The sequence below is a fragment of the Bradyrhizobium sp. LCT2 genome (assembly GCF_009931255.1).
Lineage (GTDB): Bacteria > Pseudomonadota > Alphaproteobacteria > Rhizobiales > Xanthobacteraceae > Bradyrhizobium > Bradyrhizobium diazoefficiens.
The window spans coordinates 732,248-749,669 of the sequence record NZ_CP034432.1 but is presented as its reverse complement, the minus strand read 5'-3'; the positions used below and the strand labels follow the sequence as shown (position 1 = coordinate 749,669).

Genomic DNA, 17,422 nt, shown 5'->3' with positions numbered 1-17,422 from the left:
CCCCCGCGCGTCATGTGATGCGAGGTGGTGCGCGCTTGGCGCTGGAGGAGGGCCAAGGTGGTCAGGTCAGCGATCATGTCGGGATCACGGATGGCCCCCGTGCTGGCGGGCGCCGCCCTTGTCGTTCTGGCCGTGCTGCTGCCGAACAGGGCCGAAGCGCAGTTCGGACTGCGCGGCGGGCCGCTCGGCGTCGCGCGGTTCGCCGTCGGTCACGTGATCGGCCTGTCGCGCCTGCGTCATGCCCGCATGGCGGTGCGAGGCGGCGGATACCGCTCCGCCGCGTTGCGGTCGCAGGATCCCCGCGGCGTCGAGGGCCGGCAACCGCTCAATCCCGCCATTCTGCGCGCGGCGCTCACGGCGCAAGCGGCGCTGTCGGGCTGGCATGGCGGCCGCCGCCCGCAGGGCTGGTGGCGCCACCCCGACGGCAGCTATGGCTGGGCCGGTCCGGTGTTCTGGCCGTTCGCCCATGACGATCTCGCCAATGCAATCATTCTTGGTGATACGACCAGCATCTCGCTCTACGGCTACGGCGACATCTACGCCGCGCTGTTCTCGCCCTATGCGGCCAAGGAGCTTGCCGCCTACGCCGCGCCGCAAGGCCGGTTTGCGCGCAGGATTCCGTCGGCGCAAAACATCTGTGACGTCAGCGATCCCGCCGGCTTCCCGGCGGATCGCATCACCGCTGCCGTGCAGCCGAACGAATTGCAGCGCACCGCGCTCGACGATCTCAGTGCCGCCTGGCTAGCTGCCCGCAACAGCATTCGCGCGACCTGCCCGGCGCAGGTGCCTGCGACCGCATCCGAGCGCCTCGGCCTGATGCGCGAGCGCCTGGAGGCCATGATCAAGGCAACGGACGCGGTCGCGCCGCCGCTTTCGAAATTTGTCGATCTTCTCGACGCGAACCAGAAGTCCAGGCTCGATGCGCTGGCCAACGAGGCTCGCGCCGCGCTCGCGTCAAGCCAGCACAAGGATGCGCAGGCAGCCGCGGCTTGCGCGGCGGACAGCGATCCTCGCTATGACCCCCAGCTGCAGCGCCAGTATGAGCAGCTCGTGCAGCAGCAATGGCCCGTCGCCGACATCGCGTCCACGCTTCGCCTCGACGACATCGGCCGCGCCCGGCTCGACGTGCTCCAGGACACCACGCTGCGCACCATGGAGACGCTGAGCGCCTGCCCGGCCAAGCCTGCCGCGACACCGCAAGGCCGCCTCACGGCCGTGAAGGCACGGCTGGAGACGATGCTGCAAGCGGTGAACGGCGTTGCCGATGCGCTCGACGATTTCGAGGCGGACCTGAGCGACGAGCAGAAGGCCGGCTTCGAGGCGATCGGACCGAAGCGGGGGGCGTGACTATCCGCACGCCCAGTCGAACTTCATCTCCTTGAAGTCGAGCTGCGCATTGCCGCCGCCGAAATTGTAGCCGCCGAAATATTCCTCGAACTCGATGTAGAACGGGCTCATCTCCGGCACCGCCTGGCACGGCCGCATGGTGCCGCCGAGATGGTTGTGGGCGTGGTCCTTGCTCCAATCGTGCAGGCGAAAATTGTCGCGGCTCGGCACGCCGCCGACATAATAGTAATAGGGCTGATAGCCGGTCGGTGGGTTTTGGCGGACGTGCTCGTCCTGCGGGCCCTTGCCGGCATTGGGATCGGCCGCGCGCGGCGTCAAGCCAATCGCGCGGGTCTCGGCGAGATCGGCGCGCGGCGGCGCGGCGAACATCTTCCTGGCGTAGGGCGCGGCGGCCTCGAAGAAGGCATTGGCGCCGCCGACATCCAGCCAGCGCGGCCGGTCGGCGGTGGCCAGCGCAAGCGGCGCCGGCGGCGTCGCGAACGCGCCGTCATATTCAGCCTTGGTCAGCAGCAGCGCGGCATATTCGTAGTCGAGGATGTCGGTCATGCGCGACAGGCGCGGATGCGCGGGCCGCGCCAGCACCGCCTCGCGGATCTCAGGGTCGTCGGGCGCGCCGCCGTCATTGTGATCGGGCGCGGTCGCGAAGAACGACACCGCGACGATGTCGTCGCCATGCACGCGATAATCGTCCGGCAGCAGAAGCGTAAACCCGTGCATCAACGGATAGCCGGTGACGGGATCGAGCGGCCATTGCTCGGATGTGATGCCCGGCGGCAAGCCATAGACCCAGCCGTGGTCGCGCGCACGCTCAGTCGGACGGTCCAGCATCTGCAAGTCATACGCACGCGAAGGCAAGCCAAGCGCCACGATCGTCTCCCATCGAGAGTGGGCCTCGTCGTTGAGGCGATGGTTAGTCGCGGGGAGGAGGGATGTGGTTCGTAGTGTCGTCGCAAGAGTCGCGACGACGGTGCGGCTTGCGCCGCTGCGCTCCCTCCCCCCTCGCGGCAGGGTAATCGCATATGACTTTTGGCAGGGCGTGAGCGCGCGCCTCGTCCTTCGAGACGACCGCTCCGCGGTCTCCTCAGGATGAGGCTAAGCGGCATCTTTGCCGGTCGAAATTGCTGCCGCGAACTCCGTCCTCATCCTGAGGGCCCGCCAAAGGCGGGCGTCTCGAAGGATGGGCCGCAGAGCAACGGCCTCAAATGCGATTGCCCTGCCGCGAGGGGGGAGGGAACGCAGCGAGCGTGCGGCTGAGAGCGAGGGCTACCCCCGCCTGCGCGCCGCCGCGGCATCCACCACGTTCTCCACTTCCTCGCGCCAGCTCAATATCTCCATCGCCAGCACGGGATGATTGAAGCCCTTGAGCACGAGATCGTCGAGCGCGCGCGCCTCCACCCAGGGTTCGACCATGCCGTAGACGCGGCGGCTGACCACGATCTGGTTGGCCTTGGCTTCGCCGCAGAGGCGCGAGGCGAGGTTGGTGACGCTGCCGATCGCGGCATATTCCAGCCGCTGCTCGAAGCCGACCTGGCCGAGCGTCGCATAGCCGAGTGCAATGCCGATGCCGAAGCCGAGGCTATGCCCGCGGTTGCGCCAGCGCTCGGTCAGCGGGCCGATGGTGTCGCGCATCTCCACCGCCATCTTCACGGCGCGCTGGGTGTGGTCCTCGAATTGAATCGGTGCATTGAACAGGATCATCACGCCGTCGCCGGCATATTTGTCGAGCGTGCCCTCATACTTGAAGATCAGCGTGCCGAGCGCCGCGTGATATTCGCGCAGCACGTTCATCGCCTCTTCCGGCTCGGTCGCTTCCGTGAACGCGGTGAAGCCGCGCAGGTCGCAGAACACGACCGTGACCTCGCGGCGCTGGCTGGTGAGCAGCCCCTCGGGGCTGTCGGAGGAAGCGATCAACTGCGCGACCTGCGGTGCGAGGAACCGCTCGAGCTTGCGGATGCGCTCGATCTCGCCGAGCTGCTTCTCGACGCGCTCCTCCAGCGACTTGTTCCAGTCCTTGAGCTGCTCGGTCTGCACGCGCAGCTTGTCCGCCTGGGCGCGCACGGTCTCGTGCGCCGCCTCCAGCGCGTGGCTCTTGTGATCGACCTCGGTGAACAGGCGCGCATTGCGCATCGCCAGCACCGCCTGGTTCGCGAAGGTGCGCATCAGGCCGATGATGCTGCCGGCGAACTCGCCGCCGGCACGGCGCAAAACAACGAGCGAGCCGAGCGTGCCCTGCTGGTCCACCAGCGGTACCACCAGCACGGAGTGGAAGCCGGCCGCGATCGCGACGTCGCGCAGCGGCTGCTCGGCCGCATGGTCGAGATCGGCAAGCGCGATCGGCTCACAGCTCGCCGCGGCATCGCTCAGGATGTTGTCGCCTTCGTCGATCGTGACATGGGCGCCGTCTGCCGATTTGTCGATGCCGTTGGATTCGACCAGGTTGAAGCGACGCGTCCCGGCGTCGAAGCCGTAGATCAGCACCGCATCGGCATGGGTGATCTCGATCGCGCGGGCGGCGATCGTCGGCAGCACCGCGTTGAGATCGAGCGAGGAGGCGACGGCGCGGCCGACCTCTTCCAGCACCTTGAGCTCGTTGATCGATTGAGCGAGATCGCGGGTGCGCTCCTCGACCTTGGTCTCCAGGTTCGAATAGGTCTCCTGGATTTGGGTGGCCATGCGGTTGAACTGGCCGGCGAGATCTTCCAGCTCGTCGGAGGTGTGCACGTCGATGCGGTGGCTGAAATCGCCTTCGCCGAGCTTGTGCGCGCCGTCGCGCAGCGCCGTGATCGGAATGATCATGCGGCGGGCGAGCAGCGTGCCGGCGAGGATCGCGACCATCAGGCCCATGCCGATCAAGAGCGCGATGCGCACCAGCTGATCGCGGATCGGCGTCAAGGCCTGCGTGGTCGGCTGCTCGAACAGCACGCTCCAGCCGAGCTTCGGTACGGTGCTCGCGGCGGTCAGCACCGAATAGCCGTTGAAGTCGGTGCCTGACGTGTCGGGCCCGCGGCCGGGCGAAATCGCGGCAGCCACTTGCGGCAGCTTGGAGAGGTCCTTGCCGACATCGGGTCCTTTCGAGGACGTCGCCAGCACGCGGCCGCGCGGATCGACCACATAGGCAAAGGCCGCCTTGCCGACCTGGGCGTCGGACAGCAATTCGGAGAGGAAGCTGAGATCGATCTCAGCGACCGTGACGCCGGCGTTGAAGCCGGAATGCGCCACCGAGATCGACATCAACGGAGTCCTGTCGGAGAACCAGGCCGGCGCGTAGCTGACGCCGCGGGCGACGGTGTCGGTGAAGCGCATGTCGCGGGAGAGGTCGGCATTGCCGCCGGTCGTGGTCGACTGGCGCGAGACGCGCAGCACCTCGCGGCCTTCGCCGTTGAGCTGGAACAGCTGGTTGACCACCGCGACCTGGTGCAGGAGCTGGGCGTAGTCGGCGCGGCGCTTCTCGAGGGTGTCCTGGCTCGCGCGGGTCACCCAGCTGATCTGGCGCTCGAGCTCGGAGATCGACTGTTCCACCCGCCGGGCCGCGGCCTGCGCCTTGTCCTCCAGCCCGTCGGTCAGCTGTGTCTTGGTGGCGCGATAGGAGATCCAGGTCTCCATCGCGCCGCTGACGGCGAGGACGAACACGACGAGGCCGACGAGGGAGACGACGTATTTGGCGAACAGGCCCTCGCGCAGAAACCGTGTCTTGTCGTTCGCTCCCGCCATCCGGATCCTCTCGCGCCGCCATCGACGCCGGCGCTACGGGCCGTACAGGCCCAGCCGCCCTTCTATCACAATTTGGGCCAAGGGACGTCCCGGGGACCGGAGGACCGGCCGGCGTGGTTACCCGAAGTGGACGCCGGGTCGGGCCTAAAGGGTGGTGAATTGTCGCAGGCTCATCCGTTCGGAGGAAGCAGGGAAAGGCCGGGCCGATGTAAGGGATTGGCGTGGAGTCCAGCCTGTTGGTCCGCCAATCATCGATTATTGAAGAGCTGCCGCAACACGTCGTTCATGGGCTGGCTGTCCTGCTGCGCCACCGGCGGCTCGTCCGGGGCCGGGGCCGGGGCCGGGGGCGCCGGCGCGGGCGAGGCCTGCGGTGCCGGTGTGGACGGCGTCGCGGGCAGGCTGCGGCTGCGGCCGGTGCCAGTGCCGGTTGCAGCTCCGCTGGAAAGTCCCTGCTGGATCAGATTGCCGAGCGCCTCGCCCAGCGGGCCGCCGAGCAGATTGTTCTGTCCCGGCTGCTGGGTTTGCGGATTGGCGTTGCTGCCTGCATTGCCGCCACCCGGCGCGGTCGTGCCGCCGAGACCAAGGCTGCCCAGGATATTGCCGAGCCCGGCGCCATCAGGCCCGAACAGGCCCTTGCCCATCTCGCGCAGCTTGGCATAGGCGGCGTCGGGATTGTCGAGCATGCCGGCCATGTCAGGGTAGATCCGCGGCTGCGACCAGCTGCCCTGGATCATCACGGGGATGCCGAAGCCGACCGGCTCGGAGGCGCGGCCCTGGCCCTCGGTGGTCATCACCAGCTTCGGCTCGACGCGAAAGCCCAACATCTTGGTGTCGAGCGCGATGGTGCCGGCGCCGGTCACGCGCACCAGCGGCCCGATCAGGTTGAGATCGGTCGTCACCGCCTGTCCCTTGTCGATGCGGAAGGAGGCCGAGAGCTGCGACAAATCCGTGCTCTGGTCCTGGCTGCTGTTCTGGTTGTCTTGCCAGCCGGACAGCGTGCCCGATGTCAGCGAGCGGATCATCTGCGCGACGTTGATGCCGCGGATGGCGCCGTCCTGGAAATTGACGAAGGCCGTGCCCTGCATGTTCGCCATCAGGGCGCGCTGGCTGGTGCCGGCGCTGCGCAATGCGAGCTTGGCTTGCAGCTTGCCGTCGATCCGGTCGAACTCGGCAAGGCCCTGGAGCAGGGGCAGCGCGCGCACGCCGACGAGGTCGGAATGCATGGCAAAGCTCGGCGCGCCGCTGGTCGCATCCAGGATCACTTCGCCGGAGACCTGGCCGCCATAGGCGCCGAGATTGGCGGTGCCGGCCTTCAGCACGCCGCCGGCGAGCTTTGCATCGAGCGCCAGCGGCGCAAGACGCGCATCGCCGATCACGGCGTCGTTCGCGGAGATCCTGATTTGTGCATCGACATAATTGAGCCCGGACACGTCGATCGGCGCATTGCTCCAGGGCTGTCCGGACGCACCGTCCGGCGATTTCGCCAGCGGAATCGTGAGCCGCTGGAAGTCGAGATCGACCTTGACCAGAGGCTTGCTCGCGATGTCGACCGAGGCCCAGCCGTTGAACGCGCCGTCGCCGAGCGTGCCGTTTACGCCGTTGATCATCACGAGATCGCCGCTCAGCCGCATCTCGGCGTGACCTGCGAGCCGGGACTTCAGCACATCAGGCATGTCGATGGCGAACTCCACCGGGATCGTCGGCCGGTCGGTTGGCGGCGCGGGCGTCGTCGCCTTGATGTCGAACTTGGTCGGGTGCTCGCCGACGCGCGCGGTGCCGGTGATGCTGACGTTGCGGTCGCGGCCAACGACGGCATCGGCATTGATAGCGCTGATGCGGCTCTCGACGCGATCGCGCACGCGCGCGAATGCGACCTCGCCGTCGGTGACCTTGACGCGGTCGATGGTCGCGCCGTCCGTGTCGAGCGCCAGCGGCTTCGACGAGGTGCCGGCATTCGGCAGGCGCTCGCGCAGCAGCGGCTGGTAGAGCACGGGGCGGGTGACGATGAGTTCGCTGATCTTCGGGCGGCCTGACCAGACGCTGGAGAGCGACATGTCGGCCTGCACGCTGTCGACGGTGAGGCGCGTAATGCCGCTGCGGTCCTTCGGATCCTGAAGCGTGAGATCGTTCAAGGTGACGTTCAGCGTCGGCCACAGGCTGATCCTGGTGGTGCCGTCGATCGACAGGCGATAGCCCGTCGCGCTCTCGACCCGCGACGCAATCGTCGAGGTCAGGAAGCCCGATGGGATCCCGACCACGAGGAGAAGCGCGATCACGATGACGACAGCGGCGACCGCGGCGCCGGCGAATTTCACTGCTCTCATGTCGACTTTCCAACGACGGACGAACGGTGCCGAACCCGGCCGCTCACCCGTCCTATGCGCGTGAGTTTATCCCGGGACGGGAAGCCGCTCCAAGCGGTCAAAAATAGTCAGGGGGTGCTGCAAAGTTATGTGACTTATGACACACTTCTCCGGCGCGGTTTTACGCGATTCTGGACGTTGATGGTTCCAGCCGATTTGCCAGCGAAATTGACAAGTAAATTCACAAGGAAGTTGAAATGAGCAAGCAGGCCGAATTTGCGGTCATCCTGAAGATGAACCCGATGTTCGCCGATCTCGGCGCAGACGAGCTCCAGCGGCTGTCCAATCTCTGCCACACCCAGCATCTGGCGAACGGCGAGGTGCTGTTCCAGAAGGGCGATGCCGGAGACGCGCTGTTCGGCATGCGCCGCGGCCAGGTCCGTATCGAGACCGGCGCCGCCGACGGCAGCCGGCTGACGCTGAATTTCATGGGGCCGGGCGACCTGTTCGGCGAGGTCGCGGTGCTGGACGGCCAGAACCGCACTGCGGACGCGACCGCGGGCGAGGCCAGCGAATTGTTCGTGCTGCGGCGCGAAGACTTTCTCGCCTTCCTCGAGCGCGAGCCGAAGGTCGCGATCAAGATCATCGCGCTGCTGTGCCAGCGCATCCGCTGGCAGAGCGAGCGCATGGAAGAGTCCATGCTGCAGCCGCTGCCGGTTCGCCTCGCGCGGCGGCTCTGCGCGCTCGCCGCCGATTTCGGCTCGGAGGTGCACATCTCGCAGGAGCAGCTCGGCGTCTTCGTCGGCGCCGCCCGCGAAAGCGTCAACCGCCAGCTTCAGGCCTGGCGCAAGGACGCGATCCTCGATCTCCAGCGTGGCCGCATCCTGCTGAGGAACATGACCAAGCTGACGGCGATCGCGCGGAACGAGTAGGGGCTCTCGCGAACCTTACTCCGCCGCCGGATGCACGATGCTCTTCGGTGCCGGCTGTGCCGGCGAAGCTTCGTGATGACCGGGGGCCTCGGTATCCTCGCTGTGCACGATCAGCCGCTTGCCGAAGCGCCAGATCAGGGCGCCGAGATCGTCCATCACCATGAACATCGCGGGCACGAACACCAGCGACAGGATGGTCGAGAAGATCAGGCCGCCGATCACCGCGAGCGCCATCGGCGAGCGGAATTCGCCGCCCGCGCCGACCGCGAGCGCGCTCGGCATCATGCCGGCGGCCATCGCGATCGTGGTCATCACGATCGGGCGGGCGCGCTTCATGCCGGCGTCGATCATGGCTTCGTCGCGCGGCTTGCCGTCGCGGATCGCCTCGATGGCGAACTCCACCAGCATGATCGCGTTCTTGGTGACGATGCCCATCAGCATCAGGATGCCGATCCAGACCGGCGTGGTGAGCTGCTTGCCGGTGACGAGCAGGGCCGCGATGGCGCCGCCGATCGACAGCGGCAGCGAGAACAGGATGGTGATCGGCTGCAGGAAGGTGCCGAACAGCAGCACCAGCACGGCATAGACCATCATCAGGCCCGCGGTGATCGCGGTGGCGAAACCGTCGGACAGCTCGTTCAGGCTTTCAGCGTCGCCGGACGGTGAGACCTTCACGCCCTTCGGCAGGCTCTTCATCACCGGCAGCTCGTTGATCTTCTTGGTGGCATCGCCGAGCGCCGCGGAGCCGACGAGGTCGGCGGCAACGGTGGCCTGGCGGTCCCGGTCGTAACGGTTGATGCTGGTCGGACCCTGGTCGAGCTTGACGTCGGCGATGACCGAGAGCGGCACGCCGCCCTTCTCGCCGTGCTCACCGAGCGGCACGCGCAACTGTTCGAGCGTCTTGAGGTTGCCGCGCGCGGCGTCCTCGAGCTGCACCCGGATCGGCACCAGGCGGTCGCCGACGTCGAATTTGGCAAGCGCAGGCCCGACGTCGCCGATGGTGGCGACGCGGATGGTCTGCGACAGGCTTTCGGTTGAGACACCGAGGCGTGCGGCGAGATCGGCGCGCGGCTCGATGCGCAGCTCGGGCCGCTCCAGCGTGGTTTCCGAGATCACGTTGGAGATGGTCGGAATCCGCTTCATCTGCGTCGCGAGCTCGCTGGCGACGTTGTTGACGATGTTGGCGTCGACGCCGGTCACGACCAGCGAGATCGCGCGCAGGCCGTTCTCGTCGAGGAACCAGAAGCGGATGTCGGGAATGTTCTCCAGCTCCTGGCTGATCGAGAATTCCAGCTCGCGCTGGGTGATGTCGCGATCGCCCTTGGGCGTATAGTTGATGATGAGGGCGGCGCGCCTGACTTCCTGGGTGCCGGGTGGGACGCGCCCGCCGTCGACGAAGATGCTCTTCACCTCGGGCCGCTTGCGCAGCCGCGCGACGATGTCCTCGGTGACCTTTTCGGTGTAGGCGAGCTGGGTGCCCGGCGGCAGCTCGAGGGCAAGCAGCGAGCGCGCGCTGTCCTGCGCCGGCAGGAAGCCCTGCGGCAGCAGCGTGATGCTCCAGATCGAGGCGGCGAAGATGCCGAAGCCGATCAGCACCGTGATGAAATAGTGCTTCACCGACCAGGCCACGATCCGGTGATAGGACCGCAGCACGCGCCCGGGCGGCGGCTCCTCGTGATGGCCATGCTTGAGGAAGTAGGCGGCCAGCACCGGCGTGACGAAGCGCGCCGCGAGCAGCGAGAAGAACACCTGCACCGAGACGGTGATGCCGAACTGCTTGAAGAACTGTCCGGCGATGCCCGACATGAAGCTCGCGGGGGCGAAGATTGCGATGATGGTGAGCGAGATCGCGATCACCGCGAGGCCGATCTCGTCGGCGGCTTCCAGCGCGGCACGATAGGGCGATTTGCCCATGTTCATGTGCCGCACGATGTTCTCGATCTCGACGATGGCGTCGTCGACAAGAATACCCGTCGACAGCGTGATGGCGAGGAAGCTGACGAGGTTGAGCGAGAAGCCGAGGAGGTCCATCGCCCAGAATGCCGGGAAGATCGACAGCGGCAGCGAGATCGCGGCGATGATGGTGGCGCGCAGATCGCGCAGGAACAATAGCACGATGACGACGGCGAGGATGGCGCCCTCGAACAGGGTCGAGATCGCCGCTTCGTAATTGCCGTTGGTGTATTCGACCGAGGTGTCGATCAGCTTGAGGTCGACGTCGGGATAGGCGGCCTTGAGCGCGTCGATGCGCTTCTGCACGGCGTCGGCGACCTTCACGTCGCTGGCGCCCTTGGAGCGCTTGATGCCGAGCGCGACCACCGGCTCGCCGTTGAAGCGGGCGAAGGTGCGGCGGTCGGCGATGGTGTCGGTGACGGTGCCGAGATCGTCGAGCCGGACCTCGCCGCCGCCGAACAGCGGGACCATGGTGCCGGCGAGGTCGCTCAGCGTCTTGGCGCCGGCCAGGGTGCGGATCGCCTGGTCGTTCTTGCCGATCTCGGCGCGGCCGCCGGCGACGTCGACATTGGTGCCGCGCAGGCTCTGGCTGACATTGACGGCGGTCAGGCCCATCGCCTGGAGGCGGTCGGGATCGAGCGAGACCAGGATCTCGCGCTCGACACCGCCGATGCGCTCGACCTGGGCGACGCCGCGCACGCCCTGGAGCGCGCGCTTGACCACGTCGTCGACGAAATAGGAGAGCTGCTCAGGCGTCTTGCCGGGCGAGATCGCCGCATAGGTCACGATCGGCAGGCCGATGACGTCGACGCGCTGGATCAAGGGCTCGGTGACGTTCTGCGGCAGGTTGGAGCGCACCCGCGTCACTGCGTCCTTGACGTCGTTGAGCGCGCGGTCGGTATTGGTCTCGAGTGCGAACTGGATGGTGGTCAGCGACAAGCCGTCGGTGATCGAGGAGGTGATGTGCCGCACACCCTCGACGCCGGAGACCGCGTCTTCAATGGTCTTGGTGACCTGGGATTCGAGCTCGGCGGGCGCAGCACCGAACTGCGACACCGCGACCGAGATCACGGGAATGTCGGCCGAGGGAAGCCGCGTCACCGCGAGCTTGGCGAAGGAGGTCCAGCCGAGGATCAGCAGGATGATCGAAAAGACGACCGACGGCAGCGGATTCCGGATCGACCATGCCGAGATATTGAGAGCCATCAGCGTACCCGCGTGCGATCGAGTTCATCGGCGAACATGGTCTTGATCTGGTCGCCGTCATGCAGTGAAGAGCCGGCGTCGGCCACGACGATTTCGCCGACGTCGAGCCCTTCCAGGATTTCCGTCGCGGTGTCGGACGACAGCCCGACCCGCACCTTGCGCGTCTCGATCGTGTTGCCCTTGACGACCTGCACGGTGAGATGGTCGATCGCGGTCTTGGGCACCGCGACGCCGCAGCTTCGCTTGGCGTCGATCGAGGCGCGGGCGAACACGCCGACCTTCAGCGAGGGATTGTTGGTGACGCTGATGCGGACGCGGCCGAGCTGGGTGGCGCGGTCGATTTCGGGCGCAACCAGCCGCACCCGGCCGATCAGATCGGGCGCGTCGTCGCGGCTGATGCGCACGGTCGCGCCGGCGCTGAGCTTGGGCATGTGCACGGCCGGGACCTGGGCGTCGAGCTCGATCTCGTTGTTGACGGCGATGCGGAACATCGGGCCGGCCTGCGGCGAGGCCGGCGCGCCGACGATGGTGCGAACCTCGGTGACGAGGCCCGGCGCCGGCGCCTTCAGCGAGATCGGGCCTTGCGCGCCGGGCCGCTGCGGCTGGCCCGGGATCTGCGGCGGCGCCGTCAGGCGCGCCAGCTCCTGGTTGTCGGTGACCATGGTGCCTTCGGTGACGAAGAGGTCGGTGACCCGGGAGCCTTCCTGGTCGGCGACGACCACGGCCTCGCGGCGCGGCACGAAAAAGCCGGTCACCCGGACGAGGTCGGAGAAGCAGGCATTGGTCGACTTCGTCACGATGACGAGCGCCTCGCCCGGCGTTTCCTTCGCCTCGGGGCGACGCCGATGCTCGAACAGATAATAGCCGATGCCGAGCGCGACGATGAACGCCACGGTTCCGGCAGGCTTGAGATAGTCGGAGACGTTCATCGCCGGATTGTCCTGGCCTGGCTCACGGCCATCCGCACGAGGCCTGCTGAGAGCGTTTCCCTGAAACAAAGCGGCGTCCCGCAAGGCTGCGGGACGCGCTTTGGAAGCGAGACTTTACACCACATCACGCACGGTCACTTCAACGGATTGCGTCGTGCTCACTTCGATGCGGTGGTCTTGTTTTCCATGTTGACGACCTGCACGCGGCGGTTGACCTCGGCCATCGGCTGGCTCGGGTCCTTCAGCTTGCTCTTGCCGTAACCGACGGTGACGAGGTCGGTCGCGGAGATGCTGTACTTCTCGACGAGGTAGCGCTTGATCGCATCCGCGCGGCGTTCAGACAGGTCCTGGTTGTAGCTCTCGCCACCGGCGGCGTCGGTGTGGCCGGCGACCACGAAGGTCGAGCCCTTCAGGTCGGGGCTGGTCAGCGCGCGACCGAGCGCCTGCACCGAAGCCAGCGACTTGGTGCTGATGTTGGCGGAGTTGTAGTCGAAGGTGATCTCGAGATCGATGTTCGGCTTGTCCTTGGCGACTGACGCGATTTCCTCGCGCTCGGTCGACGACAGCGAGCGCGTCGAGCGGCCGCGCACGGACTGGATCAGCTTGGTCTCCGACGCGCTCGGCGCGGGGTCGGCCTGCGGCGCGATCGAGAGGCCGCGGGTCAGCGGCTTCTTCTGCGGCGGCGCCAGCGCGCGGACGATCTCGTCCTCGGTGACGTTCTTGCTGTTGCCGTCGTCGCCGGCGAATGCGGGTGAGGCCGGCAGCGACAGCGCGGCGCCAATGGCCATGATGGACAGGATTGCGGTAAGTCCTTTTGCAGCCGATCTCATTGCCAGTCCCTCCTGCGCAGCCGAGCTGCGTGGTTCCAAAATTCCTGCAATAGGCCCCCCGGGAAAGGCCGCCTGCGGCATCCGTCCATTAGTCTTGCCTGGGCCGCCGAGGTTCGAGGCGTCGGTTGCCTCAATTCAAAAAAATACTAGCGTACTCCGTAGCTTGCGAATTCCTGAACGATGTTCGGATCCATCGCCTTGGCATTGGCAATGTCCAGCGCCCCTTCCTGGGCGGAGCCGTTGCGCTGCTTCGCAATGCCCCGTCCGTACAGCGAGGAGGTGAGGCGGGGATTGATCCTCAGGGCCGCATCGAAATCGGCGATCGCGTTCCTCACCGCTCCCGATTTCAGATTGACCAGCCCCCGGCTGTCCAGCGCATCGACGAAGTTCGGCCGCAGCCGCAGCGCTTCGTTGCAGTCCTTCAGCGCGCCCTGGAGATCGCCGACCACCGTGCGGGTCCAGCAGCGGTTGTTCAGCGCCTCGACGTCCTTCGAGTTGATCCGGAGCGTGTCGTCGAAATCCTTGATGGCGAGGTTGTAGGCGCCCTTGCTGGCATAGACCTGGCCGCGCCGGTACAGCGCGTTCACGTCGTCAGGATTGGCCGCGATCTTGGCCGTCAGGCCCTTGATGGTGGGGTCCTCCGCCAGGGCGGCCGCGCTAGGCCCGGCGTCCGCGTTCGGCGCGGGAGCGGGGTCGGCCGGTTTCACCGGCGGTGGCGGCGGGGGCAAGGCGGCCTCGACCTGCGGCTTCGGTGATGGGGCCGGGACGGGCGCGGGAGCCGGTGCGGCCGCCGTGTCGGCCGGCTTCGGCGGCGGAGGCGGTGATGGTGGCGCCGGTGGTGCCGGCGGCGGGGTGTTGGCGACGACGGGTGGCGGCGCGGGGGGCGCGGGCGGCGGCGCCATTGTCGGACGCGATCCGCCGGCTCCCGGAATGAACGAGAAATCTTCGGCCAATGAAGAGGATATCCACGGCACCTGCTCGCCGCGCGAGGCGCGGGTGACGCCCATCTTGGTGCGGTTCAGCGTCTCCTCGGCCATCAGGTCGGGGACGCGGATTTCCTTCAGCAGTTCCTGGACGAACAGGCTGTGCTCGCCGCCGGCGTCCGACACCACCGAGGCCAGCGCCGCCGAATACATCACCAGCGTGCCGTTCGGCGCGATGACCGGGGTCAGGCCGGCCGAGAAGCTGCGGAACCGGCGCTCGAACGGGTTGCGCCTGGAGGCATCGATCAGCGCGATCTTGACGCCGGCGCCGCGGGTGTTGAGCTCGCCGAGGACGGCTTCCAGGCTGAAACCGTCGCGGCGTACGTCGGATTCGGTCCAGATTTGCGCGTCGATCGGCAGCATGTAGCTCTGGCGCGCCGACTGGATGCCGAAACCGCTGAAGAACACCAGCGCCACCGAGCCCGGCTTGATCTTGCCGTAGAGCTTGTCGAAGGCGCGGCGCATGCCGTCGCCGGTCAGGTTCTCGCCGATCTCGACCGAAAAGCCGTCGCGCTTGAGCTCGTCGGCGACGTCACGTGCGTCGTTGAGCGGCTCCTTCAGCGGGGCGTCTGCATCCGGATATTTGGCGTTGCCGATGACCAGCGCATAACGGTCGCCGACCGCAAGCGACGGTGCGGTCGGGACGAGCGAAACGAGCAAGGCAAGAAGGAAAAGGAAGCGAATTTTCATAATCAGCGCGGTCCAGCCAAAAGGGCGCCGTTCCCAGCTTGCGCCGCGGCGACCTTAACTTACGCAATGTGCATTATCAAACCGGGGAGAGGGGGCGTCAACCGCTTGGAGATTCGGCATTATCGCGACGATTGACCGCAACGCAGGGGCGCGCCGCGAGGGGAATAAACGGGCCATCATGGTCGTGCTCGACGCGATCCGGTTGGGCATTGCAGCGCCCATCTCGGGGCACCCCTGTTAGGGGAGTCTTTTTTAGGGGAATCTTGGCGCCGAAAATGTGATTGGTCTCACATTGGAGGGGGCCTCCGCGCATCACGCATGGCGTTTGACCTTTCCGGCGGACAATGGCTTGGTGCGCTCGTACCTCCCCGAAGGTCCACACAAGAAGCAAGACCAAAAGAAAAATCATGGGAAACGCCTACGAAATCTACGCACTGCGCTATGCGACCATGTCGCCGCGCACTCCCAGCATGAACTTCCTGGCGCCGGATCCGCATGACAGCGCGGCGCAGGACCTCGACTACTTCGTCTGGCTGATCCGCGGCGGCGGCCGCGACATCCTGGTCGATACCGGCTTCAATGCCGAGGAGGCGAGCGCACGCGCGCGCAAGCTGACGCTCAATCCGGTCGATGCGCTGGAGCGCTTTGGCGTCAAGGCGTCGGCGATTCGCGACATCATCGTGACGCATTTGCATTACGACCATGCCGGCAATCTCGACCGCTTCCCGAACGCGCGCTTCCATCTCCAGGAGCGCGAGATGGCCTACGCGACCGGCCGCTGCATGTGCAACGGACTGCTGCGACATCCGTTCTCGGTCGAGCACGTCACGCAGATGGTGCGCCATGTCTATGGCGAGCGCGTCAATTTCTATTCCGGCGACGGCGAGATCGCGCCCGGAATCACCGTGCACCGTGTCGGCGGCCATTCGGACGGCTTGCAGGTGGTCAAGGTCGAGACCGCGCGCGGGCCGGTGGTGCTGGCGTCCGATGCCGCGCATTACTACGCCAATCTCCAGCGCCGCAGCCCGTTCCCGATCGTCTACAATGTCGGTGACATGGCGGTAGGCTGGGAGACGATCGAGCGCCTCGCCGGCCATCCTGACAGATTCATCCCAGGCCACGATCCGATCGTGACGGAGATCTATCCGCGTGCGAGCGACAAGGTCGACGCCTGGGCGCTGCATTTGCCGCCGTCGCGGTCGTTCGTGAAATAGCGGTTGAGACCTGCCCCACGCTCGTCGTCCCGGACAAGCGCGCCCAAAGCGCGCGTAGATCCGGGACCCATAATCCCAGGGAAGAGTTTGGCGCGACACTGCAACCGCGAGTCTTCGTGATCACTGCGTCCTGTGGTTATGGATCCCGGATCTGCGCTTCGCTCTAGACAACGCTTCGCGTTGTCGGGAGCGATGCTTGTCCGGGACGACGATTGAGTTTTGGACGGCGCCGCGCGTCGCGCCTCCTCGCTGTGAGGGTCAACTAGTCGTCAGGAATGCAAGGGCGTGTACTTCGTAAATCCGGGATGTTTGCTTTTAGGGTAAAGCGGACACCCAGCCCCGAACCCGGAATGTCGCCTTGTAACCCACAAGAGACATCAGAGCGAAACCAACCGACGGCAGCTTATTGAATGGCTTACATCGATGCTTTCGCATCCGGTCGCCTCGCAACGAGAACATTGCCGATGCACTGCAATACCGTCTCGCGTCTTTGGTTGCGCAAGTGGATTTGGTTGCGAAGGATTCCTCTATCGGAGCTCGACCTCGACTCGCGCTTCTCCAGAACGATCGATTCAAGATCGAGGTGGTCTCCGGGGCGTACCGCGTTCGGCAGCCTCACCTCATCCCAGCCGAGCCCGGCAAGGACACGGAGCGGAGGCTGTAGTTTGCTCGTTAGCGAGATGAAGATCGCGAACGTGTGGGCACCGGATGCCGTCAGTCCCGCAAAAACTGAGCGCGCAGCAGCTTCCTCATCGATGTGGAAGGGCCGTGCGTCATATTGCTTGGCGAACTGAATAATTTCGTCCTTGGAGACAAAATAGGGGCCGGCCTTGCGGCTATCGCCAATCTCGGTGTCTTCAAAATAGCCGCTGGTCATCGGTCAATCCTTTACAAGCGCCCGCCAATCTAGGTCATGCTCCCTGGCAAGAAGCACCGGATCGATATCTCCGGATAGAGGTCGTTGTAGATCGGCCAGACCATGGTGCGTCCGACTTTGTTCGGTACGGTGATGATGGCATCGTCAGGCACATCGACCCAGATCATCACTTTGGAGTCGGCGGTTTTCGGCAGTCGCACACGGTAGTGGCCGTCTCTGGCTTCCCAGTCTACGTCTTCGACGGCATGACCGTCGGCGTGCGAACAGCAGAGGCCTTTGCCGCTTGCCAAACTCTCAAACCATTCGAGAAGTGGTGAATTCCTGTAGCGTCCGTCGAGATCGCGCCCCGGCGCCGGCGCCGGCGACATCACCATCGCGATAGCCGCGCTCATGGCGATTTGCGAAATCCCGCGTTTGATCAACGCTGTGCAGTGCCGCCCCATGGTG

The 17,422-nt window shown here is 66.0% G+C and carries 12 protein-coding genes; 3 read left to right on the top strand and 9 right to left on the bottom strand.

The window, feature by feature from the left end; all coding sequences use genetic code 11:
* Positions 1-75 precede the first annotated feature (75 nt).
* The gene (locus EI171_RS04265; protein WP_161536922.1) at positions 76-1,347 is read left to right on the top strand and encodes a Spy/CpxP family protein refolding chaperone; all 1,272 of its coding nucleotides are present in this window, start codon (positions 76-78) and stop codon (positions 1,345-1,347) included.
* Here the strand turns inward: EI171_RS04265 and EI171_RS04260 are convergent, their stop codons facing one another.
* The 3 genes from EI171_RS04260 to EI171_RS04250 form a co-directional block, all read right to left on the bottom strand.
* Positions 1,348-2,214 carry a hypothetical protein gene (locus EI171_RS04260; protein WP_161532681.1) on the bottom strand — a complete coding sequence of 289 codons (867 nt, stop codon included), beginning with the start codon at positions 2,212-2,214 and terminating at the stop codon, positions 1,348-1,350. It lies immediately after the preceding gene.
* 396 nt (positions 2,215-2,610) lie between these two features.
* On the bottom strand, positions 2,611-5,058 hold the full coding sequence (locus EI171_RS04255; RefSeq protein ID WP_161532680.1) for an adenylate/guanylate cyclase domain-containing protein: 2,448 nt from the start codon (positions 5,056-5,058) through the stop codon (positions 2,611-2,613).
* A 248-nt stretch (positions 5,059-5,306) separates the two neighbouring features.
* On the bottom strand, positions 5,307-7,382 hold the full coding sequence (locus EI171_RS04250; RefSeq protein WP_161532679.1) for an AsmA family protein: 2,076 nt from the start codon (positions 7,380-7,382) through the stop codon (positions 5,307-5,309).
* 236 nt (positions 7,383-7,618) lie between these two features.
* Here EI171_RS04250 and EI171_RS04245 point away from each other — a divergent pair, with 236 nt between their 5' ends.
* Positions 7,619-8,293, top strand: a complete 675-nt coding sequence (locus EI171_RS04245) for a Crp/Fnr family transcriptional regulator (RefSeq protein WP_011083189.1) — start codon at positions 7,619-7,621, stop codon at positions 8,291-8,293.
* A gap of 15 nt (positions 8,294-8,308) precedes the next feature.
* Here EI171_RS04245 and EI171_RS04240 read toward each other — a convergent pair whose 3' ends face one another.
* The 4 genes from EI171_RS04240 to EI171_RS04225 all read right to left on the bottom strand — a co-directional run bounded on the left by EI171_RS04240 (position 8,309) and on the right by EI171_RS04225 (position 14,884).
* A complete protein-coding gene (locus tag EI171_RS04240; protein WP_161532678.1) occupies positions 8,309-11,452 on the bottom strand; it encodes an efflux RND transporter permease subunit in 3,144 nt (1,047 codons plus the stop codon).
* Entirely contained in the window at positions 11,452-12,381 is a 930-nt protein-coding gene (locus EI171_RS04235) for an efflux RND transporter periplasmic adaptor subunit (RefSeq protein WP_060909784.1), read from the bottom strand. Before EI171_RS04235 ends, EI171_RS04240 begins: the two co-directional genes overlap by 1 nt.
* 158 nt (positions 12,382-12,539) lie before the next feature.
* Positions 12,540-13,211, bottom strand: a complete 672-nt coding sequence (locus tag EI171_RS04230) for an OmpA family protein (protein ID WP_028175667.1) — start codon at positions 13,209-13,211, stop codon at positions 12,540-12,542.
* Positions 13,212-13,357: 146 nt separating this feature from the next.
* Complete coding sequence (locus tag EI171_RS04225; RefSeq protein ID WP_161532677.1) at positions 13,358-14,884, bottom strand: caspase family protein; 1,527 nt, start codon at positions 14,882-14,884, stop codon at positions 13,358-13,360.
* A 407-nt stretch (positions 14,885-15,291) separates the two neighbouring features.
* On the opposite strand from EI171_RS04225, the gene EI171_RS04220 reads away from it, so the two are divergent.
* On the top strand, positions 15,292-16,098 hold the full coding sequence (locus tag EI171_RS04220; RefSeq protein WP_161532676.1) for an N-acyl homoserine lactonase family protein: 807 nt from the start codon (positions 15,292-15,294) through the stop codon (positions 16,096-16,098).
* A gap of 415 nt (positions 16,099-16,513) precedes the next feature.
* On the opposite strand, the gene EI171_RS04215 is transcribed toward EI171_RS04220, so the two are convergent.
* Positions 16,514-16,975, bottom strand: coding sequence for a MaoC/PaaZ C-terminal domain-containing protein (locus EI171_RS04215; protein WP_028175664.1), 462 nt, complete (start codon positions 16,973-16,975; stop codon positions 16,514-16,516).
* A gap of 29 nt (positions 16,976-17,004) precedes the next feature.
* Complete coding sequence (locus tag EI171_RS04210; protein WP_060909787.1) at positions 17,005-17,367, bottom strand: hypothetical protein; 363 nt, start codon at positions 17,365-17,367, stop codon at positions 17,005-17,007.
* Between the last annotated feature and the right edge of the window lie 55 nt (positions 17,368-17,422).

Excerpts from the sequence above, each read along its gene's own strand:
- EI171_RS04265 (WP_161536922.1), top strand. The coding sequence starts at position 76 with ATGTCGGGATCACGGATGGCCCCCGTGCTGGCGGGCGCCGCCCTTGTC.
- EI171_RS04255 (WP_161532680.1), bottom strand. The coding sequence starts at position 5,058 with ATGGCGGGAGCGAACGACAAGACACGGTTTCTGCGCGAGGGCCTGTTC.
- EI171_RS04250 (WP_161532679.1), bottom strand. The coding sequence starts at position 7,382 with ATGAGAGCAGTGAAATTCGCCGGCGCCGCGGTCGCCGCTGTCGTCATC.
- EI171_RS04245 (WP_011083189.1), top strand. The coding sequence starts at position 7,619 with ATGAGCAAGCAGGCCGAATTTGCGGTCATCCTGAAGATGAACCCGATG.
- EI171_RS04240 (WP_161532678.1), bottom strand. The coding sequence starts at position 11,452 with ATGGCTCTCAATATCTCGGCATGGTCGATCCGGAATCCGCTGCCGTCG.
- EI171_RS04235 (WP_060909784.1), bottom strand. The coding sequence starts at position 12,381 with ATGAACGTCTCCGACTATCTCAAGCCTGCCGGAACCGTGGCGTTCATC.
- EI171_RS04230 (WP_028175667.1), bottom strand. The coding sequence starts at position 13,211 with ATGAGATCGGCTGCAAAAGGACTTACCGCAATCCTGTCCATCATGGCC.
- EI171_RS04225 (WP_161532677.1), bottom strand. The coding sequence starts at position 14,884 with ATGAAAATTCGCTTCCTTTTCCTTCTTGCCTTGCTCGTTTCGCTCGTC.
- EI171_RS04220 (WP_161532676.1), top strand. The coding sequence starts at position 15,292 with ATGGGAAACGCCTACGAAATCTACGCACTGCGCTATGCGACCATGTCG.
- EI171_RS04215 (WP_028175664.1), bottom strand. The coding sequence starts at position 16,975 with ATGACCAGCGGCTATTTTGAAGACACCGAGATTGGCGATAGCCGCAAG.
- EI171_RS04210 (WP_060909787.1), bottom strand. The coding sequence starts at position 17,367 with ATGAGCGCGGCTATCGCGATGGTGATGTCGCCGGCGCCGGCGCCGGGG.